This window comes from Candidatus Photobacterium acropomis (genome assembly GCF_030685555.1).
In the GTDB taxonomy this organism is placed as follows: Bacteria; Pseudomonadota; Gammaproteobacteria; order Enterobacterales; family Vibrionaceae; genus Photobacterium; species Photobacterium lucens.
On record NZ_CP131609.1, the window covers coordinates 418,717 to 443,660 of the forward strand.

24 protein-coding genes are annotated in these 24,944 nt (G+C 44.7%); 15 read left to right on the forward strand and 9 right to left on the reverse strand.

The features are described 5' to 3' along the window. Nucleotides 1–23: 23 nt before the first annotated feature. The 4 genes from Q7657_RS08565 to Q7657_RS08580 all read right to left on the reverse strand — a co-directional run bounded on the left by Q7657_RS08565 (nucleotide 24) and on the right by Q7657_RS08580 (nucleotide 3,308). The gene (locus tag Q7657_RS08565) at nucleotides 24–599 is read right to left on the reverse strand and encodes a DNA topoisomerase family protein (RefSeq protein ID WP_107167283.1); all 576 of its coding nucleotides are present in this window, start codon (nucleotides 597–599) and stop codon (nucleotides 24–26) included. A gap of 64 nt (nucleotides 600–663) precedes the next feature. Continuing rightward, complete coding sequence (locus Q7657_RS08570; protein WP_043129116.1) at nucleotides 664–1,140, reverse strand: DUF494 family protein; 477 nt, start codon at nucleotides 1,138–1,140, stop codon at nucleotides 664–666. Beyond that, nucleotides 1,137–2,240 (reverse strand): DNA-processing protein DprA, encoded by a 1,104-nt coding sequence (dprA, locus tag Q7657_RS08575; protein ID WP_053986556.1) that lies wholly within the window; start codon nucleotides 2,238–2,240, stop codon nucleotides 1,137–1,139. The genes Q7657_RS08570 and dprA overlap by 4 nt, the downstream gene beginning before the upstream one ends. A 6-nt stretch (nucleotides 2,241–2,246) precedes the next feature. After that, nucleotides 2,247–3,308, reverse strand: coding sequence for a LysM peptidoglycan-binding domain-containing protein (locus tag Q7657_RS08580; RefSeq protein WP_107167284.1), 1,062 nt, complete (start codon nucleotides 3,306–3,308; stop codon nucleotides 2,247–2,249). Between the two features lie 357 nt (nucleotides 3,309–3,665). Between Q7657_RS08580 and def the strand changes: the two genes are divergently transcribed. The 5 genes from def (at nucleotide 3,666) to Q7657_RS08605 (ending at nucleotide 9,458) form a co-directional block, all read left to right on the forward strand. After that, entirely contained in the window at nucleotides 3,666–4,175 is a 510-nt protein-coding gene (gene def, locus Q7657_RS08585; protein WP_107167285.1) for a peptide deformylase, read from the forward strand. A gap of 16 nt (nucleotides 4,176–4,191) precedes the next feature. Continuing rightward, nucleotides 4,192–5,136 carry a methionyl-tRNA formyltransferase gene (gene fmt / locus Q7657_RS08590; RefSeq protein ID WP_107167286.1) on the forward strand — a complete coding sequence of 315 codons (945 nt, stop codon included), beginning with the start codon at nucleotides 4,192–4,194 and terminating at the stop codon, nucleotides 5,134–5,136. Between the two features lie 90 nt (nucleotides 5,137–5,226). Further along, nucleotides 5,227–6,507: a 16S rRNA (cytosine(967)-C(5))-methyltransferase RsmB gene (gene rsmB / locus Q7657_RS08595; RefSeq protein WP_107167287.1), complete on the forward strand. Its 1,281-nt coding sequence runs from the start codon at nucleotides 5,227–5,229 to the stop codon at nucleotides 6,505–6,507. A gap of 123 nt (nucleotides 6,508–6,630) precedes the next feature. After that, on the forward strand, nucleotides 6,631–8,007 hold the full coding sequence (gene trkA, locus Q7657_RS08600; RefSeq protein WP_008988352.1) for a Trk system potassium transporter TrkA: 1,377 nt from the start codon (nucleotides 6,631–6,633) through the stop codon (nucleotides 8,005–8,007). Between the two features lie 5 nt (nucleotides 8,008–8,012). Next, complete coding sequence (locus tag Q7657_RS08605; protein WP_107167288.1) at nucleotides 8,013–9,458, forward strand: TrkH family potassium uptake protein; 1,446 nt, start codon at nucleotides 8,013–8,015, stop codon at nucleotides 9,456–9,458. Between the two features lie 62 nt (nucleotides 9,459–9,520). Here the strand turns inward: Q7657_RS08605 and trhA are convergent, their stop codons facing one another. Continuing rightward, nucleotides 9,521–10,183, reverse strand: a complete 663-nt coding sequence (trhA, locus tag Q7657_RS08610) for a PAQR family membrane homeostasis protein TrhA (RefSeq protein ID WP_053986551.1) — start codon at nucleotides 10,181–10,183, stop codon at nucleotides 9,521–9,523. 163 nt (nucleotides 10,184–10,346) lie between these two features. Continuing rightward, nucleotides 10,347–11,027: a FadR/GntR family transcriptional regulator gene (locus Q7657_RS08615; protein WP_008988349.1), complete on the reverse strand. Its 681-nt coding sequence runs from the start codon at nucleotides 11,025–11,027 to the stop codon at nucleotides 10,347–10,349. Between the two features lie 347 nt (nucleotides 11,028–11,374). Between Q7657_RS08615 and Q7657_RS08620 the strand changes: the two genes are divergently transcribed. From Q7657_RS08620 to Q7657_RS08640, 5 genes are all read left to right on the forward strand, one after another. Further along, entirely contained in the window at nucleotides 11,375–11,575 is a 201-nt protein-coding gene (locus Q7657_RS08620) for a hypothetical protein (RefSeq protein ID WP_107167289.1), read from the forward strand. 174 nt (nucleotides 11,576–11,749) lie between these two features. Then, entirely contained in the window at nucleotides 11,750–12,016 is a 267-nt protein-coding gene (locus Q7657_RS08625) for a YihD family protein (protein ID WP_053986548.1), read from the forward strand. A 191-nt stretch (nucleotides 12,017–12,207) separates the two neighbouring features. Continuing rightward, complete coding sequence (ccoG, locus tag Q7657_RS08630; RefSeq protein ID WP_107167290.1) at nucleotides 12,208–13,635, forward strand: cytochrome c oxidase accessory protein CcoG; 1,428 nt, start codon at nucleotides 12,208–12,210, stop codon at nucleotides 13,633–13,635. A gap of 110 nt (nucleotides 13,636–13,745) precedes the next feature. After that, the gene (locus Q7657_RS08635) at nucleotides 13,746–14,732 is read left to right on the forward strand and encodes a serine/threonine protein kinase (protein WP_107167291.1); all 987 of its coding nucleotides are present in this window, start codon (nucleotides 13,746–13,748) and stop codon (nucleotides 14,730–14,732) included. A 73-nt stretch (nucleotides 14,733–14,805) separates the two neighbouring features. Next, nucleotides 14,806–15,408 (forward strand): thiol:disulfide interchange protein DsbA/DsbL, encoded by a 603-nt coding sequence (locus Q7657_RS08640; RefSeq protein ID WP_053986545.1) that lies wholly within the window; start codon nucleotides 14,806–14,808, stop codon nucleotides 15,406–15,408. Between the two features lie 67 nt (nucleotides 15,409–15,475). Here the strand turns inward: Q7657_RS08640 and Q7657_RS08645 are convergent, their stop codons facing one another. Then, entirely contained in the window at nucleotides 15,476–17,002 is a 1,527-nt protein-coding gene (locus Q7657_RS08645; protein WP_107167316.1) for a YifB family Mg chelatase-like AAA ATPase, read from the reverse strand. A gap of 394 nt (nucleotides 17,003–17,396) precedes the next feature. On the opposite strand from Q7657_RS08645, the gene ilvG reads away from it, so the two are divergent. From ilvG to ilvA, 5 genes are all read left to right on the forward strand, one after another. Then, nucleotides 17,397–19,043 (forward strand): acetolactate synthase 2 catalytic subunit, encoded by a 1,647-nt coding sequence (ilvG, locus tag Q7657_RS08650; RefSeq protein WP_053986544.1) that lies wholly within the window; start codon nucleotides 17,397–17,399, stop codon nucleotides 19,041–19,043. Then, nucleotides 19,043–19,291, forward strand: a complete 249-nt coding sequence (gene ilvM, locus Q7657_RS08655; protein WP_008988341.1) for an acetolactate synthase 2 small subunit — start codon at nucleotides 19,043–19,045, stop codon at nucleotides 19,289–19,291. Before ilvG ends, ilvM begins: the two co-directional genes overlap by 1 nt. Before the next feature lie 21 nt (nucleotides 19,292–19,312). After that, nucleotides 19,313–20,245 (forward strand): branched-chain-amino-acid transaminase, encoded by a 933-nt coding sequence (ilvE, locus tag Q7657_RS08660; protein WP_107167292.1) that lies wholly within the window; start codon nucleotides 19,313–19,315, stop codon nucleotides 20,243–20,245. A 78-nt stretch (nucleotides 20,246–20,323) separates the two neighbouring features. Next, the gene (gene ilvD / locus Q7657_RS08665) at nucleotides 20,324–22,165 is read left to right on the forward strand and encodes a dihydroxy-acid dehydratase (RefSeq protein WP_107167293.1); all 1,842 of its coding nucleotides are present in this window, start codon (nucleotides 20,324–20,326) and stop codon (nucleotides 22,163–22,165) included. Nucleotides 22,166–22,170: 5 nt separating this feature from the next. Then, entirely contained in the window at nucleotides 22,171–23,724 is a 1,554-nt protein-coding gene (ilvA, locus tag Q7657_RS08670) for a threonine ammonia-lyase, biosynthetic (protein WP_107167294.1), read from the forward strand. 73 nt (nucleotides 23,725–23,797) lie between these two features. Here ilvA and Q7657_RS08675 read toward each other — a convergent pair whose 3' ends face one another. Both Q7657_RS08675 and Q7657_RS08680 read right to left on the reverse strand, forming a co-directional pair. Next, a complete protein-coding gene (locus tag Q7657_RS08675) occupies nucleotides 23,798–24,190 on the reverse strand; it encodes a helix-turn-helix transcriptional regulator (RefSeq protein ID WP_164488047.1) in 393 nt (130 codons plus the stop codon). A gap of 164 nt (nucleotides 24,191–24,354) precedes the next feature. Continuing rightward, nucleotides 24,355–24,732, reverse strand: coding sequence for a helix-turn-helix transcriptional regulator (locus Q7657_RS08680; protein WP_053986540.1), 378 nt, complete (start codon nucleotides 24,730–24,732; stop codon nucleotides 24,355–24,357). Nucleotides 24,733–24,944 lie beyond the last annotated feature (212 nt).

Sequence of the window (24,944 nt, forward strand, 5' to 3'; positions counted from 1 at the left end):
GCAATCTATGCAGGCTTTGTTTTTTATTCTGTTTTATCTAAGCTTTCAAGCTCTTGGTAAGCATGGCATTTTCTATCAGCACATTGCAGCCTCACACCACTGGCTAATTTCTTTTCGATTAACAAACCAAAGCCACATTGCTGGCAAGTCCCAACAACAGGTTTGTTATTCACCGCAAAACGACAACTTGGATACTGATCACAGGCATAGAATACTTTGCCATAACGGGATTTACGCTCCGTTAAATGGCCTTTGTGACATTCAGGACATTCAACATCCGTATTCTCCGCTTTCTTTTCCGTTGATGCCAAATAATGACAAGCAGGGTATGCCGAACAACCAATAAACATCCCATAACGACCTTGACGTAAAACCAACGGGCTTTCACATTCAGGGCAAGGCATATCTAACTCTTTCACCACATGTCCATCATTGTGATTTAATGGCTGAATGTAATCACACGCTGGGTAGTGATCACAGCCAAGAAACGGACCACGCTTACCAAAGCGCATCACAAGCTCACCACCACACTGTGGACAAGGCGAGTGTGCTAACGCTTGTTCATGGGCTGAAAATAAAGGCGTGTTATTGGTTGTCATTGGGTATGCTCAACAAGAAAAAAATCGCAGATACAATAACGGGCCACTTAATGGCCCGTTGCGTTTAATGAATGGTGCCTTCTTCATCCGCACCATATAGCAGCTCTTCCATTTGGCTATACGCCGTTTCATTGCCCGGCGCATTAAAGAGTACCATTAAGATGATCCATTTCAGATCATCTAACGAAAACTCATTGGTATCGAGCTCCATAATACGATCGATCACCATTTCACGTGTATCAGAACTCAATACATGGATTTGCTCAAGATACATCAAGAAGCCACGGCAAGTCACATCCATGCGGATCATCTCTTGCTCGGTATAAACACGCATTGATGTTGCTGCACAGTTATTCACATAAGGGGTATGCTCAGTTTCTTGCAGCGCTGCCAGTTGTTCTAACCAACTAAGAGCTTTATAAATATCATCTTGATGGAACCCTGCACGAATTAACTCTTCGGAAAGTTCATCTTGATCAAACATCAACTCAGCATCACTTTGGATGTAAGTCTCAAACAGGTACATAAGAATGTCCATCATGACTCGCTCCTCCTCGTTCTGATATAACCACCTGGCACTGCACTGACCAAACCAAGTAACTCCAACTCTAATAGCTGGGTTAATATTTCATGGACAGGCTGTTCACAGCGTTCAGCAACTACATCTACGGGTGTTGCTTCGGTGCCTACGTTAGCCAACAGCGCTGGAAATGGCAATTCTTCATTTTCAGGTTGTGGCAAAGGCAAGCCTATTTGATTATTTATTGCGCACTCAGTAAGGGTTCCTACTTCATTAAAAATATCGAGGGGACTTTCTACCAGTGTAGCACCGGATTTTATCAAGGCATTACAGCCCTTACTTTGCGTGTTATAGATAGAGCCCGGGATAGCAAACACTTCACGCCCTTGCTCTAACGCATAACGTGCGGTGATGAGTGAACCACTTTTTTCAGCTGCTTCTACGACTAATACGCCGGTCGATAAGCCACTGATCACTCGGTTTCGTCGTGGAAAATTTTGTGGCCTTGGTTTTTCATCAGGCCAGAATTCTGAGACTAACGCTCCTTGCTCAACAATATCATTGGCTAACTTTCGATGCCGAGCCGGATAAATTTGATCTAACCCAGAGCCTAGCACTGCAATGGTAGCACCACCGGATTTCAATGCTCCTAAATGCGCTTGTCCATCTATTCCTAAAGCTAAACCGCTGGTCACCACGTAATCCGCTTGCCCTAATGCATAACCAAAATTGAAGGCCGCTTCTCTACCATCAATGGATGCCGAACGACTGCCTATGATCGCAATTTGCGGCTGAGATACATAGGAGGCATCCCCTCGAACAAACAGCAAGGGAGGCGGTGACGAGATTTGTTTGAGTAAATAAGGGTAATGAGGGGAATCGAATGTCAGTACTTGTTGAAATGGTCGTTCATGCCAAGCCAAAACTTGATCGATTCGACGCTGATCTGGTGAAGTGATAGCAGTGGCTTGTTGCTCACTCAGACCTAACTGACGTAATTGTTCAAACGGCAGTGTGATACAGTCAGCAGCAGAAATTTTACTTAATAATTTATTAATGCGATGACCCCCTAATGTTGGAGTCATCGCCAGCACTAACCAAGGGTAGAGTGCGTTAGTCATCAATACTTATCGCGTTGGAGGAACCGCGATAACCCCCGGTTTAAACGGCTCTAAACTTTGCATCACCACCGCTAAACTAAAACGCTCATAAGGACGCAATACCATTAGCTTACCGACCGATATTTCACCTAACTGAGTTGAGCCGGCAAACGGATTATCTTTGTAATGGTAACTGCCTTTTTTTCCTTGCACTTTGGCGCCGGGTTTAAACAGATCAAATACGTAGCCCGACTCCACACCATCTAAATGACCACGATCTAACACCACAACATCAAAACTAGAAATATAACTACGTCCTTCTAGTTGACCAATCACGTTAGCCGTCATAGATTCTGGCGGCGTTGATGGTGAGAACGATAAATTAGGCTCACCACTCACAAGCAGCGGTAACAAAATATCATTTTGACTGATTTCTTGACGGTAAGTATCGACACGTAGCTGACTCGTTGTTTCATCTGCCGCTGTTACCGTTAAATCTGCAATTTCTTTTAGCGTCATCACTTTCGCTTCAACCGCAGGTTGCGTTTCCGTTGCAGCATCGTCACGCTCAAAGGTTTCTTCAATACGGTAAACACGCCATTGGGTAGTTGGTGCTAACGGTTGATCAGCCCAAACAATATCACCGACAGAAAGATAACCACGCTCATCACTGGCACCTAACACCTGTGGCTGAGATTTAGCAGATTCTTGGCTGATCAATTTATTTTCAGCCACGTACTCCAGCATTAAGTATCCCGGTAGTGTCGTAATAGGATCACGGATAACTCGCGCTTTTGGCGAGAGTTTTACATGCTTTTTCAAACTCAGTTTTGGCTGTCCATTAACCCAGATAAGGTGGAGGCGATCACCAGGGTAAATAAGGTGAGGGTTTTTAATGTAGCTATTCTTTTCCCACAATTGTGGCCATGACCATGGATTTTCGAGAAATACCCCAGAAATATCCCATAACGTATCACCTTTCTTAACGATGTAGACTTCTGGTATATCTTTTTTAAGTAATGGGGATGGCGCAGCAAACAGAGAGGGGATAAAAAGCATAAAGCTAAGAATAATGCCCAATTGCTTCATGAGATCGCTTCCTTGGATAACACAACCGAATCGTAAGGCTCCGCCTTACAACAAATAAAATACGTTTATCGTCTCAGACTGGCATTAGCTTGTTGATATGTCGACTGTTTAACGATGAGCAAAAAGCGCTTTTCGGTTCACGTCACTATTTATAGAAAACTGTTGCAGCTCAATAACGTCAAGTTTGCTAACGGCTAACACTAATCCCTTTCATCATAAAATAGTGCCATGCTGCTTTTCATTTCCTTATCCCTAGCCCACAGCAAAAAATTCGGTACTGTTATTTGATCTGTAAAATGACTAGAATTAGACCAACAGCGATTTATTTTTAGTTACCGTTAACGAATTCGAGTCCTTATGTCTGTATTACAAGTTTTAACCTTTCCGGACGAGCGCCTACGTACTGTCGCAAAGCCTGTTGAGGCAATAACACCTGAAATCCAAACAATTATCGATGATATGTTGGAAACCATGTACGACGAAGAAGGCATTGGTCTTGCGGCAACTCAAGTTGATATTCACCGACGTATTGTGGTGATTGATACTTCTGAAACCCGCGATCAACCTATGGTACTGATCAACCCAGAAATCACTGAAAAACGTGGTGAAGATGGGATTGAAGAAGGCTGTCTTTCTGTTCCTGGCGCACGTGCATTAGTACCGCGTGCTGCTGAAGTGAGCGTGACCGCCTTGGATCGTAACGGTGATACCATCAGCTTTGACGCAGACGAGCTGCTGGCTATTTGCATTCAACATGAATTAGATCACCTAGCTGGTAAGCTATTTGTGGACTACTTGTCACCGCTAAAGCGTCAGCGTATCAAACAAAAACTAGAAAAAATTAAACGCCATAACGAAAAAAACTAATTATTTAGAGGTTACCTTGAGCAAACCATTACGCATCGTTTTTGCCGGTACTCCTGACTTCGCCGCCCGTCACTTGGCGGCGTTGTTGTCTTCACAGCACGACGTTGTTGCTGTTTACACTCAACCGGATCGCCCAGCAGGCCGTGGTAAAAAGCTAACGGCAAGTCCTGTAAAAGCCATTGCACTTGAAAATGATATTCCGGTTTACCAGCCTGTTTCACTACGCAATGAAGAAGCACAACAAGAGCTAGCTGCAATTGATGCTGACATCATGGTCGTTGTCGCTTACGGCCTATTATTGCCACAAGAAGTGTTAGGTACACCACGTTTAGGTTGTATTAACGTCCATGGTTCTATTTTACCTCGCTGGCGTGGTGCGGCACCGATCCAACGCTCGATTTGGGCAGGTGACACCGAAACCGGCGTGACCATCATGCAGATGGACATCGGCCTTGATACTGGCGACATGCTAAAAGTGGCAACCTTGCCAATTGAAGCAACAGATACCAGTGCCACTATGTATGAAAAACTGGCTGAACTTGGCCCTAATGCACTTATTGATTGTTTATCTGATATTGCAGACGGCACAGCTGTTGCCGTTAAACAAGACGATGAGCAAGCAAACTACGCCAAAAAGCTAAGTAAAGAAGAAGCTTTGATTGATTGGACAATGGATGCCGCTGCAATTGAGCGTTGTGTGCGTGCATTTAACCCTTGGCCAATGAGCTACTTCACCGTGGCAGAGCAAAACGTCAAAGTATGGCAAACAGCGGTAGAAGCCGATAACCAAGGTAAAGCGCCAGGTACTATTTTATCTGCGGATAAACAAGGTATCTTGGTCGCGACAGGTAATGGCGCACTTCGCCTTATTTCGCTTCAACCCCCAGGCAAAAAAGCCATGTCAGCGGCGGATTTACTAAACTCGCGTCGAGAATGGTTCGAACCTGGCACTCAGCTATAAACACCAAGGCCAGTGTTCAGTCACTGGCTTTTCTTTTTTAAGTTCCAATATTGTTATCGCCAGCACTAACGGCGTGTTCAGGAAACAGCTATGAATGTAAGAGCCACCGCGGCCAAAGTTATTTATCAGGTCGTTGATCAAGGGCAGTCATTATCCGCCGCGCTTCCCGCTGCGCAACAAGATATCAGAGAGCGTGACCACGCTTTATTGCAAGAGATCTGTTATGGCGTTCTTCGCTGGCTTCCACGTTTAGAGTCCATCACTCAAACGTTAATGGATAAGCCGTTAAAAGGTAAGCAACGTGTTTTCCACCACCTTATTTTAGTGGGTTTGTACCAGCTAGGTTACATGCGTATTCCCGCTCACGCGGCAGTTGCTGAAACGGTAAATGCGACGAAAACACTTAAAAAGCCACAACTTCGTGGTCTTATTAACGCGATCTTACGTAATTATCAGCGTCAGCAAGAAGAGCTCGATGCCAAAGCGATCAGCCATGACGCAGGTAAATTAGGTCACCCAAGTTGGCTGCTGAAACTGTTAAAAGAAAGCTACCCTGAGCAATTTGAAGCAATTTGTGAAGCTAACAACACCAAAGCACCAATGTGGCTACGCGTAAACCGTCAGCACAATACCCGTGATGCTTACCGTGCACTGCTCGATGCCGAAGGTATTGCGACAGAGTTGCACCCACAAGCGGCTGACGCACTACGTTTAGTATCACCTTGCGATGTCACCAAACTACCAGGTTTTAGTGATGGTTGGGTATCAGTACAAGATGCCGCTGCACAGTTGGCGGTGGATTACTTACAACCACAAGCAGGTGAGTTAATCCTTGATTGCTGTGCAGCCCCTGGTGGTAAAACAGCTCACATCATGGAACATGTGCCGTCAACTAAAGTGGTAGCCATTGATTGTGATGAAAACCGTCTTAAGCGTGTGCATGAAAACCTAGCGCGTTTAAACCTTGATGCGACAGTACTGTGTGCTGATGCTCGCTACCCAGAGCAATGGTGGAAGGGCGATAAATTTGATCGCATTTTGCTGGATGCACCATGTTCAGCGACCGGTGTTATCCGTCGTCACCCAGATATCAAATGGCTACGTCGTGGTGAAGATATTGCGGCACTGGCAACACTTCAGGCAGAAATCTTTGATGCAATGTGGCTGCAATTAAAACCGGGTGGTACGTTGGTTTACGCTACTTGCTCTATTACGCCACAAGAAAACTGCGATCAGGTAAAAGCTTTCTTAGCACGAACATCAGATGCGACATTAATTGGCAGCGATCCTGCGAAACCGGGTCGACAAATTCTGCCCGGAGAAGAAGCAATGGATGGTTTTTACTACGCAGTACTGACAAAAGCAGAGTAAGCACTCTTTTTTAATAAAAGCGGAACTTGGCGACAAGATTCCGCTTTTTCGTACTTTATAACGCCGATCAGAACGTTGTTATTCAAACACGGAACTCTACAGGCATTACATCAGGCATAGACTATGAAAATTATTATTCTCGGTGCCGGACAAGTTGGCGGTACTCTTGCTGAAAACTTGGTTGGTGAGAATAACGATATCACTATCGTTGATAAGGATCCCGAGCGTCTACGTGAGCTGCAAGACAAATACGATCTTCGTGTTGTACAAGGTTTTGCTAGTCACCCTCGCACCTTGCGTGAAGCAGGAGCACAAGACGCCGATATGTTGGTATCTGTCACGAACTCCGACGAAACTAACATGATCGCATGTCAAATTGCGTTTTCTTTGTTTAATACACCTAACCGTGTTGCACGTATCCGCTCTCCGGAATATTTGCGAGAAAAAGAGCAGTTATTCCAATCCGATGCTGTTCCTGTCGATCACTTAATCGCACCAGAAGAGTTGGTGACCGATTACATTGAAAAACTGATCGAGTACCCGGGAGCATTACAGGTCGTCAGTTTTGCTGAAGACAAAGTCGGCCTGGTTGCAGTAAAAGCCTACTACGGTGGCCCACTGGTCGGTAACGCACTCTCTGCACTACGTGAGCACATGCCGCATATCGATACTCGTGTTGCAGCCATTTTCCGTCAAGGTAAGCCTATTCGCCCACAAGGCACTACGATTATTGAAGCCGACGATGAAGTGTTCTTTGTCGCTGCCAGTAATCATATTCGCTCAGTTATGAGTGAGCTCCAGCGCTTAGAGAAACCTTACAAACGCTTGATGATTGTCGGTGGTGGTAACGTTGGTGCCGGTTTAGCGCGTCGTTTAGAGCAAAACTACAGCATTAAACTGATTGAAAGAAATCAGGAACGTGCTGAGAACTTGTCTGAAATGCTGCAAAACACCATCGTTTTCTGTGGTGATGCATCAGATCAAGAGCTGTTGAGTGAAGAGCATATCGAGCAGATCGATGTCTTCATCGCTGTGACCAACGATGATGAAGCCAATATCATGTCGGCGATGCTAGCCAAACGCATGGGCGCAAAGAAAGTAATGGTGTTGATCCAGCGTGGTGCTTACGTCGATTTAGTGCAAGGAGGTACCATTGATATTGCGATTTCACCACAACAGGCAACCATTTCAGCGCTGTTAACCCATGTTCGTAAAGCCGATATCGTTAACGTATCGTCACTACGTCGTGGTGCGGCAGAAGCCATTGAAGCTATTGCTCACGGTGACTCAACCACATCGAAAGTGGTAGGGCGTGCGATCAGCGATATCAAGCTGCCACCGGGTACTACTATTGGTGCAGTCGTACGCGGCGAAGAAGTATTAATTGCCCACGATCGCACCGTGATTGAGCAAAACGATCACGTAGTGATGTTCCTTGTTGATAAGAAGTACATCCCTGATGTTGAACGCTTATTCCAACCAAGTCCTTTCTTCTTGTAATTGTCATGGTTAATTATCGTCCCATACTGTTTGTTCTAGGGTTAGTGCTATCTAAGCTAGCCCTGTTCATGTACGTGCCGACATTAGTCGCCTTTTTTACGGGTACTGAAGGGTTTATTGATTTCGCTACCGCGGTATTGATCACCCACTCTGTGGCCTTTTTATTTTTAACCCTAGGCAAGACACCTGAATTCAAACTCAGTGTGCGTGATATGTTTTTGATCACCACCTTGGTTTGGACCGTTGCTAGTGCCTTTGCCGCCTTGCCATTTGTATTTATCAACCACATTAGCTTCACTGATGCCTACTTTGAAACCATGTCAGGGATCACTACCACGGGCTCTACAGTGTTAAGTGGTTTAGATGATATGGCACCAAGTATTCTGTTGTGGCGCTCAACATTGCAGTGGTTAGGCGGGGTGGGCTTCATCGTAATGGCGGTAGCTATTCTACCGATGCTGAACGTCGGTGGTATGCGTCTGTTCCAAACTGAATCTTCAGATTGGTCAGATAAAAGCTCACCACGAACCAAAAGCGTAGCGAAGAATATCGTTAATGTTTATCTCACTTTAACCCTGCTTTGTATCATTGCGTTTATGTTTGCAGGGATGAATACCTTTGATGCTATTAACCATGCTTTCACTACCATTTCGACTGGTGGATATTCAACCTCAGACGGCTCAATGAATCACTTCTCGCACAGCGCACAGTGGGTTGCTACTGTCTTTATGTTTGCAGGTGGTTTGCCATTTTTGCTGTTCGTCCAAGCGTTGAAAAAGCGTCATCCCAAAACCTTATTTGGCGATGCACAGGTAAAAGGCTATGCCTTGTTTGTGACCGTCGCGAGTTTGATTGTGGCAGCCTGCTTGATCTTCAATAAAGATTATTCGGTGATGGATGCGCTACGTTTGTCGTTTTTCAACATTATTTCTGTTGTCACAACCACAGGTTTTGGCTTAGGTGATTTCACTGCATGGGGACCACTGCCAAGCATTATTTTTGCTTTCACGCTATTAGTGGGTGCATGCTCAGGCTCAACCAGTGGCGGTATTAAAATCTTCCGTTTCCAGATCGCTTTTGCCTTATTACGTAAGCAAATCATGCAATCGATCCACCCATCAGCGCTGTTTATCCAACGTTACAATGGGCGTCCTGTGACAGAAGAAATTGTCCGCTCAGTAGTCGCTTTAGTACTGACGTTTATAATGACAATCATCTTTATTGCCGCAGTACTTGGTCTGCAAGGACTTGATCCGATCACCAGTATTACTGGTGCTGTAACAGCTGTGGCGAACGTTGGTCCGGGTATGGGTGACATCATTGGTCCTACTGGTAACTTTGCCAGCTTGCCTGATCTGTCTAAGTGGACATTAAGTTTAGGGATGTTGATGGGGCGTTTAGAGATCCTAACTGTATTAGTGGTGTTTTCTCCGGCTTTCTGGCGAGATTAATTTAAACTATAAAAACAAAAGAGAGCGCAGTGCGCTCTCTTTTTTTATCTTAAATATTTAAATCACGACACCGGATTAACGTAAAAATAAATCGCGCAGAAATGGCAAATCGAACCACCTAATACAAACAAATGCCAAATCGCATGGTTGTAAGGGATGCGTTTATTAACGTAAAAAATCACACCCAGCGAGTAGATAACACCACCTAATGCCAGTAGCACCAAACCACCAGTTGAAAGAGATATTGCCAATTGATAAATCACAATCAGCGATAACCATCCCATGGTGAGATAGGTGATCAAAGAGAGCTTTTTAAACCGATACACAAAAGCAATTTTGGCAATAATTCCGATCAACGCCAGAGCCCAAATCACCGTCATTAACCCTATCGCCAAGGGGGTGCGTAAGGCTATTAATAAGAAAGGAGTATAAGTGCCAGCGATCAGCAAATAAATCGCACAATGATCAAAAGTCTTTAATGCCCGTTTAGCTTTCACTGAAGAGACAGAGTGATATAAGGTGGATGCCAGATAGAGCAGTATCATACTCACGGCATAGACAGTATAACTCACAATACTTAACGTATCGGCATTCAGCGCAAATGCTTTCTCTAGCAAGAGATATAAACCAAACAAACCAAACAGTAAGCCAATACCATGACTAATACTGTTTGCTGCTTCTTCGGCAACTGAATACCCTGATTCAGATGCGACTGCTTTACCCATTGATCTTCTTCCTCTACCCGACATGACATCATGACTTTGTTATTATGCTCTCAGCTTACACTTGTAAGCTGAAAATAAGCAAGAGAGGATTGGTGATATTTGTATTACCGATAGTAAAAATTGTAAGCAATAAAAAACGGAGCATTTAGCTCCGTTTCTCTGATCACTTATTTAATAAGGATAATGTGGCTTGTCGTGCAGCATCAGGATCGCGGGCAATAATGCCATCGACGATCTGCTGGTGAGCATCAAGTTTTAAAATACGCTTACGTGTTACGACACGGAAGTAATTTTCAAACACCGCTTTAAATAAGTTACCAAATGGACTGATAAAGTGATTACCAGAAGCAAAATAGATCAACTGATGGAAACGCGTATCCACTTCAATCCAATGCTCTTGATCGAAGTTCTCACCCATTTGGTGCATTTCTGCGAGTAACTCTTGCAACTCTCGACGCTCTTCATCAGTTGCATGAATAGCAGCTAATGCAGCCGCTTCCGGCTCTAACATCAAACGTGCTTGTTGATATTCTGTCAGTAACTCAGAATCTGCATCGAAATCTAACCAAGCTAATAAATCTTGATCAAGGTAATTCCAGTTCTTTTTTGGCATCACGCGCGTACCAATGCGCGGACGAGGCAATACCATTCCCTTGGCAGCCAACATTTTGATTGCCTCACGAACAGCTGTACGGCTCACACCATACATTTCACCTAATTCGACTTCACCCGGCAAAATATCACCTGGTGCCGTTTCGCCCGCCAAAATACGACGACCGATAGATTCGGCTAATCGATAAGATAAGTTTCGGTTGGCAACAATACGTCGCTGCTCCTGCTCCATACATCCTCTCCCAAGGCTTTCTTTTATAATATGGATGTTCCATACAATATGGACTGTGTAACACAAACGGCGTATTACAACATAAACAAATGTGAATACATCGAGCTAAATAACTTTATACCGTTATTTTTTTGCGTTGTGCTGATTCATCCGGCTCAACGCTTCAATATTAGCATTTTACTGGCTACTTTTTGCTCGACTTTTGAAATCGCTATTGTTATTCTCAGCACAAATTGATTAATAGCCAAGCGATATTCTGATGGATGGGGTCAACCCAGTAGGGAATCTTCCCTTCAGTTATCAGCTTACAACTTCCGGCCAAGGATGAGCCTGACAATAGGTGATTTATGCGACCAGCATCTCCCGTCAGGTATGCAAGTACCCATCGTAGTCCTTCACGTTATCGCACTACTGCACATGCGCCGCATTTTAAAACGAAAAAAGCAGCCATGGTTGAGGTTTCATTAACCAATACTAATATCGCATTAAAAAGCGATCAGTTTGATGAACAAACTCTGATATCACCACTTTCTCAACAGACAGCGTGATCATAAATAAAACATTTCTATAAAGCAGCCTCCGCTGCTTTTTTTTACTTTCTTTTGTCATTGCTCTGCATAACAACAGATTGTATCCCTGCCGACTTTGTTATAGTTTATCCCTATTAAAACTATGACAATTAAATCGTGTAACGATTACTCAGCCCGAACCACGGAGTAACTATGAAAACGCATCGCGTTAATGAGCTCATCGAACTTATTCACCCTGAGTGGCAAAAAGATCCTGATCTAAACTTGGTGGAATTTATTCTAAAACTTGCCAAAGAAGCCCAATACGAAGGGCCTTTAGAATCACTTACTGATGATGTACTTATTTACCATCTAAAAATGCGTAACAGTGATAAAGATGCGATGATCCCTGGTATTGCAAAAGATTGCGAAGATGACTTCAAAACAGCGATCTTACGTGCTCGCGGTATCATTAAGTAACTCAATACTTATCGTACGCGCCACCCAATAATTCAAAAAGCCAGTTTTCACACTGGCTTTTTTTGTGTCCAAACCATCAATTTCGGCACTGATTTTAGGTCAACAGAGCACCATACGTTACAATCATTCCATTAACAAAGCACGATAACCATTAACAATTACACTTCGTGCCACGCAAGGAATGCTATGTTATGAGCGCTGATAAAATCAAAATAAAAGACATCACAGCCGAGAAACAACCTACCACAACCGTCATTAATGCAGATCGCTTCAACCCAAGTGAACAACTCTACGTCAGAGCAGTAAAAGGGATTTATCAACGGTTAAGGCAACGAATGGGTAGCCTATTAATGCTGCTCTTTTTAGGCTTACCTTGGCTCACTTTCCATGGTCGCCAAGCGGTATTACTTGATATTAATGATCAACAATTCTACTTCTTTGGCACCACGTTCTGGCCGCAAGATCTCACCTTGCTTGCACTCCTGTTTATGATTGCGGCCTTTGCGTTATTTTTTATCACAACATTCCTTGGCCGTGTCTGGTGCGGCTATTTCTGTCCTCAAACGGTATGGACGTTTATCTATATTTGGTTTGAAGAAAAACTCGAAGGGGCTGCCAATAAACGTCGTCGCCAAGACGCTTTACCCCTGACCTTTAACCTTGCTGTGCGTAAAACCCTTAAACACATTGCATGGGTGGTGATTGCGCTTATTACCGCACTCAGTTTTGTTGGCTATTTCATCCCAATCAAAACCCTGCTTGTAGAGTTCTTCACTTGGCAGTCGTCGGCTTGGATAACATTCTGGGTACTTTTTTTCACCATTTGTACGTACGTGAACGCTGGCTGGATGCGCTCCATTGTGTGTATCCACATGTGCCCTTATGCACGTTTTCAATCCGCCATGTTTGATAAAGACAGCTACATTGTCGGTTATGACACTCGACGAGGAGAGAAACGCGGCCCCCGCTCTCGTAAAACGAACCCTGCCGAGCAAGGGCTTGGTGACTGTATTGACTGTAACCTGTGTGTCCAAGTGTGCCCAACAGGCATCGATATTCGAGAAGGAATGCAATACGAGTGCATTAACTGTGGTGCCTGTGTTGATGCCTGCGATCAAACCATGGATAAAATGGGCTATGAAAAGGGGTTGATCAACTATACTACAGAGCACCAATTAGCAGGGCAGAAAACCGAAGTCCTACGCCCAAAATTAATCGGCTATGGCTCGGTTCTGGTGGCGATGATTGGGCTATTTTTCGTATTACTTAATACTATTCAGCCAATGGGTTTGGATGTGATCCGCGATCGCACCCAGCTGTTTAAAGAAAACGACCAAGGCTTAATTGAAAATACCTATACCCTGAAAATCATCAATAAGTTCCAACAAGACACCACCTTTACCCTAACTGCGGAAGGGATTGATGATATTCAATGGTATGGCCCACAAGTGATCACCGTTGATGCCGGTAATATTGTGAGCTTGCCGATCAGCTTAGGGGTCGATCCTTATGATTTAAAAGAGCCGATCATTAACATTCGCTTTGTGCTCTCAACAGGCCAAGGTGATGAGCAACATTCGTTAAGCACAGAAAGTCGATTTATTGGTAAGCTTCGCTAAACTAATGACTAAACACACTATTTGAAAGGGTCGAGTAACGACCCTTTTGATTTCGCAATACAGAGATTAAGGTACACTAGCGGCTTACTCTCTGTCTTTAGGGCTGCTCCATGGAAAAAAACGATTTTTGTTTTTCAGATCTCACCCCCGAGTTACTACTTGATGCATTAGATAGCATTGATGTTCGTGCAGAATCTGGATTACTTGCACTTAACAGCTATGAAAATAGGGTTTACCAATTTAAAGCGGAAGATGGGGCGCGCTACGTCACCAAATTCTATCGCTCTGGACGTTGGAGCAATGAGCAAATTGCCGAAGAGCATCAATTTACCCAAGAGTTAGTGGAAGCCGACATTCCTGTAGCAGCACCGATTGCGATCAATGGACAAACGCTACATAACTTCAATGGTCACCGCTTTGCGCTATTTCCAAGTGTCGGTGGACGCCAATTTGAAGTTGATAATTTCGATCAACTGGAATGGGTAGGACGCTATTTAGGCCGCATTCACCAAGTCGGGCAACGCCAAGCTTTCAAATATCGTCCCACCATGGGAATGGAAGAGTACGTTTATCAGCCTCGCCAATTATTGGCGAATAGCCCATTTATTCCCGATCACCTAAAAACCACGTTCTTCGCCGATCTTGATACGTTAATTAGTGTTCTTGAGCAACATTGGTCAACGGATTGGCAAGCTATTCGTCTTCACGGTGATTGTCACCCGGGGAATATTCTCTGGCGTGATGAGCCACTGTTTGTCGATCTTGACGATGCCCGTAATGGTCCTGCAATCCAAGATCTTTGGATGCTACTTAACGGTGAGCGTGCCGATCAATTAGCTCAGCTTGATACCTTATTAGAAGCGTATGGTGAATTTGCAGAGTTTGATCAGCGCCAATTGCAACTAATTGAGCCTTTACGCGGTCTTAGAATGGTGCATTATATGGCATGGTTAGCAAAACGCTGGCAAGATCCTGCGTTTCCACGTGCATTCCCATGGTTTGCTGATGCAAAATATTGGGAAGGGCAAGTACTTGCATTTAAAGAACAAATTGCATCACTGAATGAAGCACCATTGCAACTTATGCCTCAGTGGTAATAACAACAATCATTAATATAAAAACTCAGGTTATATCTATAGCCATGACAAGGACAATCAGGGAGTCATACCAATGTTCAAGAAGTTACTTACGTTAGCCAGCGCTGCATTACTGTCGTTTTCTGTACATGCTGCAAAATTCACAGAAGGCGATTACTACCAAGTTCTCGATCAACCTAAGTCTGAAACCCCTATTGTGACCGAGTTCTTCTCATTGTACTGCCCACACTGTTACCAATTTGAGCCAATGATCAAGCAGCTAAAAACGAAGCTACCTGAAAATGCTAAGCTACAAAAAATGCATGTGTCTTTCATGGGTGGTCCAATGGGCAAAGTGATGAGCAAAGCGTTCGCAACGTCTGTAGTACTGGGTGTACAAGATAAAATGGTGCCAGTGTTCTTTAACCGCATTCACACCCTAAACAAACCACCACGCAATGAAGAAGAAGTACGCCAAATCTTCATCGATGAAGGTGTTCCTGCTGCTGAGTTTGATGGCGCATTCAACAGCTTTGCCGTTAACTCTATGGTGAGCCGTTTTGATAAAGCCTTTGAGGATGCAGGTCTAACAGGCGTGCCTGCTGTGGTAGTTAACAACAAATACCTAGTGAAAACCGGTAAGATCAAATCTGCTGATGAGTACTTTGAGCTAGTTAACTACTTACTGAAAAAGTAATCGCACAACCTCAATATTACAAAAAGGGCCGAACGGCCCTTTTTTCTTACCTAATAACTACGCTTAGCTACACCACTTGGCTATTGATCTGCTTTAAGAGCCTATCCATCGAACGATAACCCAATGCTTCAGCAAGATGCCCACGACCAATACTGGTTTCACCAGCTAAATCCGCTATCGTGCGTGCCACTTTAATAATCCGATGATACGCCCTAATCGATAGCCCTAGCTGATGCAGTGCGTTTTCTAAAAAAGCCGCATCTGCTTGCTGTAGTGGACAATGTTGATCGAGCTCTCGGGTTGATAGCAACGCATTCACTTTGCCACTTCTCGCTAACATTCGCTCTCTTGCCTGATCGACCCGAGACTTAATCACGGCAGTCGTATCGCCCCGATCACCACCTTCGGTTAATGTGCCACGAGGCAAGGCTGGGATCTCAATCGACATATCAAACCTATCAAGTAATGGTCCACTCAAACGGCTTAAATAGCGCAATATCGCTTGAGGATTAGTACGTGTTTGATTGCCATCATAATAACCAGACGGACTCGGATTTAATGCGCCAATCAGCTGAAAGCGGGCAGGAAAGGTGGTTTTACTGCTAGCGCGAGAAATCACGATGTGCCCGGACTCAAGCGGCTCCCGTAATGAGTCTAGTACTTTGCGCTCAAACTCGGGCATTTCATCTAAGAACAGTAAGCCGTTGTGAGCAAGTGAAATTTCTCCCGGTTTCGGCACTGAGCCACCACCCACTAAAGCCGCCATCGAACTTGAATGGTGCGGGGTACGAAACGGGCGTTTAAGCCAATTACCTTGATGTAATGATTGCTGAGTAAGAGAAGTAACGGCTGCGGTTTCTAGCGCTTCTTCATGACTCATTGGCGGCAGTAAATCACACAACCTTGAGGCAAGCATGGTTTTACCCGTTCCTGGTGGTCCTAAAAACAGTAAATTATGACCGCCCGCAGCGGCTATTTCTAACGCCCGCTTTCCTTGCTGCTGACCGATAATATCTTGCATGTCTCGATCATTATGCTCATCGGCTTGATTGCGATGCTCGGCAAACTGCAACCCTAATTGTTGTTGCCCACAAAGATAACCACAAACCGCCAGTAAGCTTGCTGCTGATTTATGGATCTCTTTACCCACTAACGCCACTTGATCGCCATTGCGATCAGGCACCACAAAACAACGTTTGGCTTTCAGTGCCGCCAATGCCGCTGGTAAAGCCCCTTTAACAGGGCGCAACTCACCGGAGAGTGCAAGCTCACCAATAAACTCATGATCGCTTAGCTTATCAGACGGAATTTGCCCAGAAGCGGCAAGAATACCGAGGGCGATGGGCAGATCAAACCGTCCGCCTTCTTTCGGTAAATCAGCAGGGGCTAAGTTGACGGTAATACGCCGAGAAGGGAACTCAAAGTTAGCATTAATAATCGCGCTGCGAACCCGATCTTTGGCCTCTTTGACCGTGGTCTCAGGCAACCCCACTAACGTAAAACTTGGCAAACCATTACTTAAATGTACTTCAACCGTAACTGGTGGTGCCTGCACACCTACACAGGCTCGGCTATGAACAATTGCAAGTGTCATCGATGCATCATCCCACAGAGATAAAAAATCATTAGTTAATGAAATATTGCTTTTGGGTTTCATAAGATGCCTGTAAATGCAGCTTGTTTGCTAAAAAAACCACACTTTTTGCTTGTCATGCGATAGATGTCTGTGTTACCACTAACATATAGCAACAAGTAGACAACAAAAGTTGGACAAATACACATGCGTTTAGCAACAACATCCCTAGTACTCATTATTAACGTCATTGTGGTGATTCTGTCACCGCAGCGGGGATTTGCTGGCGTAAAATAGCGCAAAGAATGCAAACAAAAAGCCCCCGCACTGAGAAGTTCGGGGGCTTTTTTCAACAAATGGATTTGAGTGAATTAATCACTTCTACACTATCTATCAAAGCAAGCAAGGAGCTGCGATGACAGGGGCAGAATTAGTTGTACAAGCACTACAACAGCAGGGGATAAAAACCGTTTTTGGTTACCCTGGCGGTGCCATCATGCCAATTTATGACGCACTATATGACGGCGGTGTTGAGCACATTCTTTGTCGCCACGAACAAGGGGCGGCAATGGCAGCCATCGGCATGGCAAGATCAACACAAGATGTCGCAGTCTGCATGGCAACATCAGGTCCTGGCGCAACTAACCTTGTAACCGGTCTTGCAGATGCTTTTATGGATTCTGTACCACTGGTTGCCATCACAGGACAGGTTGCTAGCTCTCATATTGGTACTGATGCTTTCCAAGAAATGGATGTGATCGGTATGTCGCTATCGTGTACCAAACACAGCTATCTAGTGACCGATATCAACGAGCTTGCACCTACATTGGCTGAAGCCTTTGTTGTTGCAAAAGCAGGGCGTCCAGGCCCAGTTATTGTCGATATAGCAAAAGATGTGCAACTTGCACAAGCACCTACCGAATTACTACCAGTTATTGATAGCCCTGCTATTCCGACAACGACAGCAGAAGCCATTCAAGCTGCGCAACAGCTACTTGATCAAAGTCATCGCCCAGTTTTATATGTCGGAGGCGGGGTACAAATTGCTCACGCAACAGACACTGTACGCCAGTTTTTAGCGCTGAACCCAATGCCATCAGTGAGTACGCTCAAAGGCTTAGGCTCAATTGAACGTCATGATCCACACTTTCTAGGTATGCTAGGTATGCACGGCACCAAAGCGGCAAACTTAGTGGTACAAGAGGCAGACTTATTGATCGTGGTGGGTGCGCGTTTTGACGATCGTGTAACTGGAAAACTCGATACTTTCGCTCCACACGCGAAGGTTATTCATATCGATATTGATGCGGCAGAATTTAGCAAATTACGTCATGCTGATGCGCCACTACGTGGTGATATCAATGTCATCTTACCGCAGCTTGAACTAAGCCAAGATATTAGCCGCTGGCTAACCCACAGCGAGCATGTTCGTAAAATAGGCAAATGGCGTTACGACCATCCAGGCGATCTGATCTATGCACCACTAATGCTAAAACAGTTATCCGATATGATGCCTGACAGCAGCATGATCTCGACCGATGTTGGTCAGCATCAAATGTGGGCAGCACAGCATATTCAGCCTCGTGCACCACAAAACTACATCACTTCAGCTGGACTTGGCACCATGGGCTTTGGCTTGCCAGCAGCGATGGGAGCAAGTGTCGCTCGTCCTGATGATCAATCGATTCTGATCACCGGTGATGGCTCTTTCATGATGAACGTACAAGAGCTAGGCACACTGAAACGTCGCAATATTCCGGTGAAAATCGTGCTTATTAATAACCAGCGTTTAGGCATGGTTCGCCAATGGCAATCACTATTTTTCGATGGTCGCCACAGCGAAACTATTTTAGATGACAACCCTGATTTTGTAATGCTGGCGAAAGCTTTTGATATACCGGGTAAAACCATCACCCGTAAAGAAGAAGTCGCACCAGCTCTTGAAGAAATGCTGGCGAGCAAAACAGCCTATTTACTACATGTACTGATTGATGAAGAAGAAAATGTCTGGCCGCTAGTACCGCCGGGGGCGGCAAACCAAGATATGCTGGAGAATACCTAATGGAACGATTTTTACTCAACATTACGGCAAACGATAAGCCAGTATTACTTGAGCGTATCTTACGTGTGATCCGCCACCGTGGTTTTATTATCAAGAAAGTCGATGCCACGCAAAATCATCACAGCAAGATAGCCAGAATCGAAATTATCGTCGATAGTGATCGTCCAATCACAACGCTTATCAACCAAATTGAAAAACTGTGGGATGTTATTGAAGTCGAAACATCAAACCTACAGTTACAGGATTAAATTTTTAGAAGGGAATTCAACATGGCAAATACTGCAGATTATATTTGGTTTAACGGTGAAATCGTGCCTTGGGCAGATGCTAATGTTCACGTTCTAACCCATGCGATGCACTACGGCACCTCGGTTTTTGAAGGGATCCGTTGTTACAACACACCGAAAGGCCCCGCTGTTTTTCGTCATAAAGAGCACATGGATCGCTTGCTAAATTCAGCGAAGATTTACCGTTTCCCTATTCCATATAGCTGTGATGCGCTCATGGAGATCTGTCGTGAAACGATCCGTGTCAACAAGCTAGACTCTGCCTACATTCGCCCACTAGGTTATGTCGGTAATGTAGGTCTAGGTGTGTGTCCTCCTGTTAATACTAAAATGGATCTGATCGTTGCAGCTTTCCCTTGGGGCTCTTACCTTGGTGAAGAAGCACTTGAAAATGGCGTTGATGCCATGATTTCTAGTTGGAATCGTGCCGCGCCAAATACTATTCCAACTGCAGCAAAAGCAGGTGGTAACTACCTATCTTCATTATTGGTTGGTAGTGAAGCTCGTCGCCACGGTTATGCAGAAGGTATTGCGCTAAGTGTAGATGGTTACCTATCTGAAGGTGCTGGCGAGAACATTTTTGTAGTGCGTAATGGCGTTCTTTCAACTCCACCAACGACCAGTGCGATCTTACCGGGGATTACCCGTGACACCATCATGATCTTAGCGAAAGAGCATGGTTATGAAGTGCGTGAAGAAAATATTGCGCGCGAAGCGCTCTACCTTGCCGATGAAATATTCATGACAGGTACAGCTGCTGAAATCGTACCGGTACGCAGTGTGGATCAAATCACAGTCGGCTCTGGTAAACGTGGACCGGTGACGAAAGAGCTACAAGCGGCTTACTTCGGCTTGTTTAATGGTGAAACAGAAGACAAATGGGGCTGGCTAGATTACGTCTACCCAGAGAAATAATCCCCCTTCATCGCCACTCAACATATATCAAAACTGCCGCCGCACCTTGGTGGCAGTGCTCAAAAAGGATTTTTTGTTATGCCTAAATACCGTTCTGCTACCACAACCCATGGTCGAAATATGGCTGGTGCTCGTGCGCTTTGGCGTGCCACTGGCGTAAAAGATGAAGATTTCGGTAAGCCTATCATCGCTGTTGTTAACTCCTTTACCCAATTTGTTCCAGGTCACGTCCACTTAAAAGATTTAGGTCAGCTGGTTGCCAAACAAATTGAAGAAGCGGGCGGTATTGCTAAAGAGTTCAATACCATTGCTGTTGATGACGGCATTGCAATGGGTCATGGCGGTATGCTCTATTCACTGCCATCACGTGAGCTGATCTCAGATTCTGTTGAATACATGGTTAATGCCCACTGTGCCGATGCCATGGTGTGTATTTCGAACTGTGACAAAATCACTCCGGGAATGCTAATGGCGTCAATGCGCCTTAATATTCCTGTGATTTTTGTGTCGGGTGGCCCAATGGAAGCGGGAAAAACCAAGCTGTCAGAGCAGGTGATCAAACTTGATTTGGTTGATGCGATGATCCAAGGTGCCGATCCAACAGTATCGGATGAGCAAAGTGAGCAGATCGAACGTTCAGCATGCCCAACTTGTGGTTCATGTTCTGGGATGTTTACCGCGAACTCCATGAACTGTTTAACCGAGGCGCTTGGTTTGAGCCAACCAGGTAACGGCTCAATGCTGGCAACCCACGCTGATCGTGAGCAGCTATTTATTAATGCGGGTAAACGTATTGTTGATCTCACTAAGCGTTACTATGAGCAAGACGATGAAACCGTCTTACCACGCAATATTGCCAATAAAAAAGCCTTTGAAAATGCGATGGCACTTGATATCGCAATGGGTGGTTCAACGAATACCGTTTTGCATCTATTAGCCGCAGCGCAAGAGGGCGAAGTTGACTTCACCATGGCAGACATCGATCGCATGTCACGCCGTGTGCCACATCTGTGTAAAGTGGCGCCATCTACCCAGAAATACCACATGGAAGATGTGCACCGTGCTGGCGGTGTTTACAGTATTCTTGGTGAGTTGGATCGTGCCGGCTTATTCCATAGCGACTGTCACAACGTGCTTGGTGAAACCTTTGCCGAAAGTTTCCGTCAATACGACATCAAAGTGACTGACTCAGAAGCAGTGAAAACTTTCTTCCGCGCCGGCCCTGCTGGCATTCGAACCACACAAGCATTCTCACAAGATTGCCGCTGGGAAACCCTTGATGATGATCGCGAAAACGGCTGTATTCGTAGTAAAGAATTTGCCTTTAGCCAAGATGGTGGCCTTGCCGTGCTTTCGGGCAACATGGCGCTAGATGGCTGTATCGTTAAAACCGCAGGAGTTGATGAAAGCTGTTTAACCTTTACCGGCCCTGCGATTGTCTTTGAAAGCCAGGAGACGGCGGTAGAAGGGATCCTTGGTGGCAAAGTTAAAGCTGGCGATGTGGTGGTTATTCGTTACGAAGGGCCAAAAGGCGGTCCAGGCATGCAAGAAATGCTCTACCCAACCACTTACTTAAAATCTATGGGCTTAGGTAAAGAATGTGCCTTGATCACTGATGGTCGATTCTCTGGCGGAACGAGCGGTCTTTCCATTGGTCACGTTTCACCAGAAGCGGCAAATGGCGGCACCATCGGCTTAATTGAAAATGGCGATATCATCGCAATTGATATTCCAAACCGTAGCATTGAGCTCAACGTTGATGAAGCAACTCTAGCTGCACGTCGTGAAGCAACAGAGCAACGCGGTTGGAAGCCAGTCGATCGTGAACGTCAGGTATCTTTTGCCCTTAAGGCTTATGCCAACTTAGCGACCAGTGCTGATAAAGGCGCTGTTCGCGATAAGTCTAAACTAGAAGGATAATCATCATGAGCGAAGTGAAACAGGCCACGGATGAAGTGCTACTTAGCGGAGCCGACTATCTTCGCAATATCCTTCGAGCGCCAGTATATGAGGTGGCGCAAGTCACCCCATTGCAAAATATGTCTCGTCTGAGCGCAAGGATAGCGAATCAGATCCAACTAAAACGAGAAGATCGCCAGCCGGTTCACTCATTTAAGTTACGTGGCGCTTATAACATGATGTCGCAACTCACCGAGTCGCAAAAAGCCGCAGGTGTTATTGCTGCATCAGCAGGTAATCATGCACAAGGTTTAGCTTTATCAAGCCAGCAACTTGGCGTTAAAGCGACGATTGTGATGCCACGCACCACACCGGATATCAAAGTTGATGCGGTGCGCAGTTTTGGTGGGCATGTGGTGCTGCATGGCAGTAACTTTGATGAAGCTAAGGGCTATGCCGAACAACTTGCAGAACAACATGGTTATACCTTTATTCCGCCTTTCGATCACCCATCGGTGATTGCAGGACAAGGTACCATTGGTATTGAGTTAGTACAGCAAAATGGTCATCTCGATTATGTTTTTGTACCTGTTGGTGGCGGCGGCTTAGCGGCAGGCGTTGCCGTGCTTTTAAAACAACTCTTACCTGAAATTAAAGTGGTTGGGGTCGAAGCTGAAGATTCAGCCTGTTTAAAAGCAGCGCTTGATGCAGGCCAACCCGTCACATTAGATCAAGTCGGTATGTTTGCTGATGGTGTGGCAGTAAAACGTATTGGTAGCGAAACCTTCCGTTTATGTCAGCAATACCTTGATGATGTGGTGACAGTAAGCAGTGATGAAATCTGCTCGGCGGTTAAAGATATCTTTGAAGATACCCGAGCGATAGCTGAGCCTTCAGGAGCTTTGTCATTAGCAGGGCTTAAAAAGTACGTAGAATTGCATCAACTTAAAGATCAGCAACTGGCTGCGATTTTATCAGGTGCAAACTTAAACTTTCATGGTTTACGTTATGTGTCTGAGCGTTGTGAGCTGGGTGAAAAACGAGAAGGGCTGTTAGCCGTCACCATTCCTGAACGTCCTGGTGCTTTTCTTGATTTCTGCCACCTTATTGGTGGACGTGCTGTTACCGAATTTAACTACCGTTATAACGATGATTCACTGGCAAATGTGTTTGTTGGTGTGCGTTTAATGCAAGGTCAAGAAGAACTTGATGGCATCATCCAAGATCTACGAAAAGGCGGCTATCCGGTAGTCGATCTGTCCGATGATGAAATGGCGAAAGTGCATGTTCGCTATATGATTGGGGGCAGACCATCAAAACCATTAAAAGAGCGTTTATACAGCTTTGAATTCCCAGAATACCCAGGCGCGCTTATTCGCTTCTTAAAGACATTAGGTACCCGCTGGAATATCAGCTTGTTTAACTACCGCAATCACGGTGCTGATTATGGTCGTGTGCTTTGTGGATTTGAATTAGAAGATAAAGATTTACTGTCTTTCACCAGTCATTTGCGAGAGTTGGGCTACCACTGGAAAGATGAAACGGAAAATCCAGCTTATAAGTTTTTCTTAGCACAATAAAAGCTCTTTGAGCCTTTAAATAAAAAAGCAGCGAATGCTGCTTTTTATTTTTTCATTTATAGACACTAAATTATTAATGTTTATCAAGTGCATATTCAAGGCAAGATGAGATCAAATTGATATTTTGCTCTACCATCTTATAACGCAATGGAGAAGGCATTTGCGCATACAGCATCGATAAACGGTTAATATCACCGTACTCGGGATTACCGTCATCATAAAGAAACCAACTCAGCGACCGTCCGGTGATCTTAGCTATATTTAATAACATCAACACTCTTGGCTCAGTTTTACCTGATTCTAGATCTAGGTACGTCTGACGAGCCACACCAAGCTGCTTCGCCATAGCTACTTGGGTGATCCCTTTCCACTCTCGCGCTTCACGAATTTTCAGCGCCAATTGTGCCATTTGCTGGTCGGTATTATTTATCTTATTAGTAGGGGGTACGTCGCTCATAATAGACATCAATACCGTATTAAATCTAAGGAATTTCCTACGTTATTCTTCACCCCAAAATATGTCTATGGTCATCAATGTAAAAGTGTGACCAGCCATCATCAGTGCAAACAAAATAAGGCAATTAAAAACCACAAATGAACAGTAAATAAGACACCAAAATCGATGATAATTTATTTATTTTTATGTGTCAGTGCACGTGTGTACTCCGCCATAAAACTGGCGAGATTAATACATTGCTGCAAAATAATATGGCGAGCAGAGTGAGGCAAGCGGCTGAAAAATTGTAATAGTCGATCAATCTCTTCTTTATATTCGCTTTCTAATATCTCTATTCCTTCATCACCATAAACAAACCATGTCAGTGGACGCTCTGTAATTTCCGATATTTCAGAAAGTAGACGCACCTTAGGCTCGGTTTTTCCCGTTTCCAAATCAAGATAGGTTTGACGCGCAACTTTTAATTGCTGAGCCATATGCACTTGAGTCAAACCTTTCCACTCTCTTGCTTCTTTGATCCGTGCAGCAATTTGGGTCTTAGGCTCTGTCATGCTTCTCCTCCAATCACACTGCGAAGAATATTATGCTTATTGCAGCTTTGCAGATGACGAGCCAATTTGTCAGTTTTTTTTATACTTTAAAAACAAACAGATAAGATAGGAGTAGAAGATTATTCTTAATTTGAATTGCACATCGTATGGAAATACAGACATTTTTGTATTTCGCAACAAAACGATTAGGCGTAAAAAATAGAAAAGACGCA

What these genes read in the sequence shown, in the direction of transcription:
- Q7657_RS08565 (WP_107167283.1), bottom strand. Translation starts at nt 599, where the DNA reads ATGACAACCAATAACACGCCTTTATTTTCAGCCCATGAACAAGCGTTA.
- Q7657_RS08570 (WP_043129116.1), bottom strand. Translation starts at nt 1,140, where the DNA reads ATGATGGACATTCTTATGTACCTGTTTGAGACTTACATCCAAAGTGAT.
- dprA (WP_053986556.1), bottom strand. Translation starts at nt 2,240, where the DNA reads ATGACTAACGCACTCTACCCTTGGTTAGTGCTGGCGATGACTCCAACA.
- Q7657_RS08580 (WP_107167284.1), bottom strand. Translation starts at nt 3,308, where the DNA reads ATGAAGCAATTGGGCATTATTCTTAGCTTTATGCTTTTTATCCCCTCT.
- def (WP_107167285.1), top strand. Translation starts at nt 3,666, where the DNA reads ATGTCTGTATTACAAGTTTTAACCTTTCCGGACGAGCGCCTACGTACT.
- rsmB (WP_107167287.1), top strand. Translation starts at nt 5,227, where the DNA reads ATGAATGTAAGAGCCACCGCGGCCAAAGTTATTTATCAGGTCGTTGAT.
- trkA (WP_008988352.1), top strand. Translation starts at nt 6,631, where the DNA reads ATGAAAATTATTATTCTCGGTGCCGGACAAGTTGGCGGTACTCTTGCT.
- Q7657_RS08605 (WP_107167288.1), top strand. Translation starts at nt 8,013, where the DNA reads ATGGTTAATTATCGTCCCATACTGTTTGTTCTAGGGTTAGTGCTATCT.
- trhA (WP_053986551.1), bottom strand. Translation starts at nt 10,183, where the DNA reads ATGGGTAAAGCAGTCGCATCTGAATCAGGGTATTCAGTTGCCGAAGAA.
- Q7657_RS08615 (WP_008988349.1), bottom strand. Translation starts at nt 11,027, where the DNA reads ATGGAGCAGGAGCAGCGACGTATTGTTGCCAACCGAAACTTATCTTAT.
- Q7657_RS08620 (WP_107167289.1), top strand. Translation starts at nt 11,375, where the DNA reads ATGCGACCAGCATCTCCCGTCAGGTATGCAAGTACCCATCGTAGTCCT.
- Q7657_RS08625 (WP_053986548.1), top strand. Translation starts at nt 11,750, where the DNA reads ATGAAAACGCATCGCGTTAATGAGCTCATCGAACTTATTCACCCTGAG.
- ccoG (WP_107167290.1), top strand. Translation starts at nt 12,208, where the DNA reads ATGAGCGCTGATAAAATCAAAATAAAAGACATCACAGCCGAGAAACAA.
- Q7657_RS08635 (WP_107167291.1), top strand. Translation starts at nt 13,746, where the DNA reads ATGGAAAAAAACGATTTTTGTTTTTCAGATCTCACCCCCGAGTTACTA.
- Q7657_RS08640 (WP_053986545.1), top strand. Translation starts at nt 14,806, where the DNA reads ATGTTCAAGAAGTTACTTACGTTAGCCAGCGCTGCATTACTGTCGTTT.
- Q7657_RS08645 (WP_107167316.1), bottom strand. Translation starts at nt 17,002, where the DNA reads ATGACACTTGCAATTGTTCATAGCCGAGCCTGTGTAGGTGTGCAGGCA.
- ilvG (WP_053986544.1), top strand. Translation starts at nt 17,397, where the DNA reads ATGACAGGGGCAGAATTAGTTGTACAAGCACTACAACAGCAGGGGATA.
- ilvM (WP_008988341.1), top strand. Translation starts at nt 19,043, where the DNA reads ATGGAACGATTTTTACTCAACATTACGGCAAACGATAAGCCAGTATTA.
- ilvE (WP_107167292.1), top strand. Translation starts at nt 19,313, where the DNA reads ATGGCAAATACTGCAGATTATATTTGGTTTAACGGTGAAATCGTGCCT.
- ilvD (WP_107167293.1), top strand. Translation starts at nt 20,324, where the DNA reads ATGCCTAAATACCGTTCTGCTACCACAACCCATGGTCGAAATATGGCT.
- ilvA (WP_107167294.1), top strand. Translation starts at nt 22,171, where the DNA reads ATGAGCGAAGTGAAACAGGCCACGGATGAAGTGCTACTTAGCGGAGCC.
- Q7657_RS08675 (WP_164488047.1), bottom strand. Translation starts at nt 24,190, where the DNA reads ATGTCTATTATGAGCGACGTACCCCCTACTAATAAGATAAATAATACC.
- Q7657_RS08680 (WP_053986540.1), bottom strand. Translation starts at nt 24,732, where the DNA reads ATGACAGAGCCTAAGACCCAAATTGCTGCACGGATCAAAGAAGCAAGA.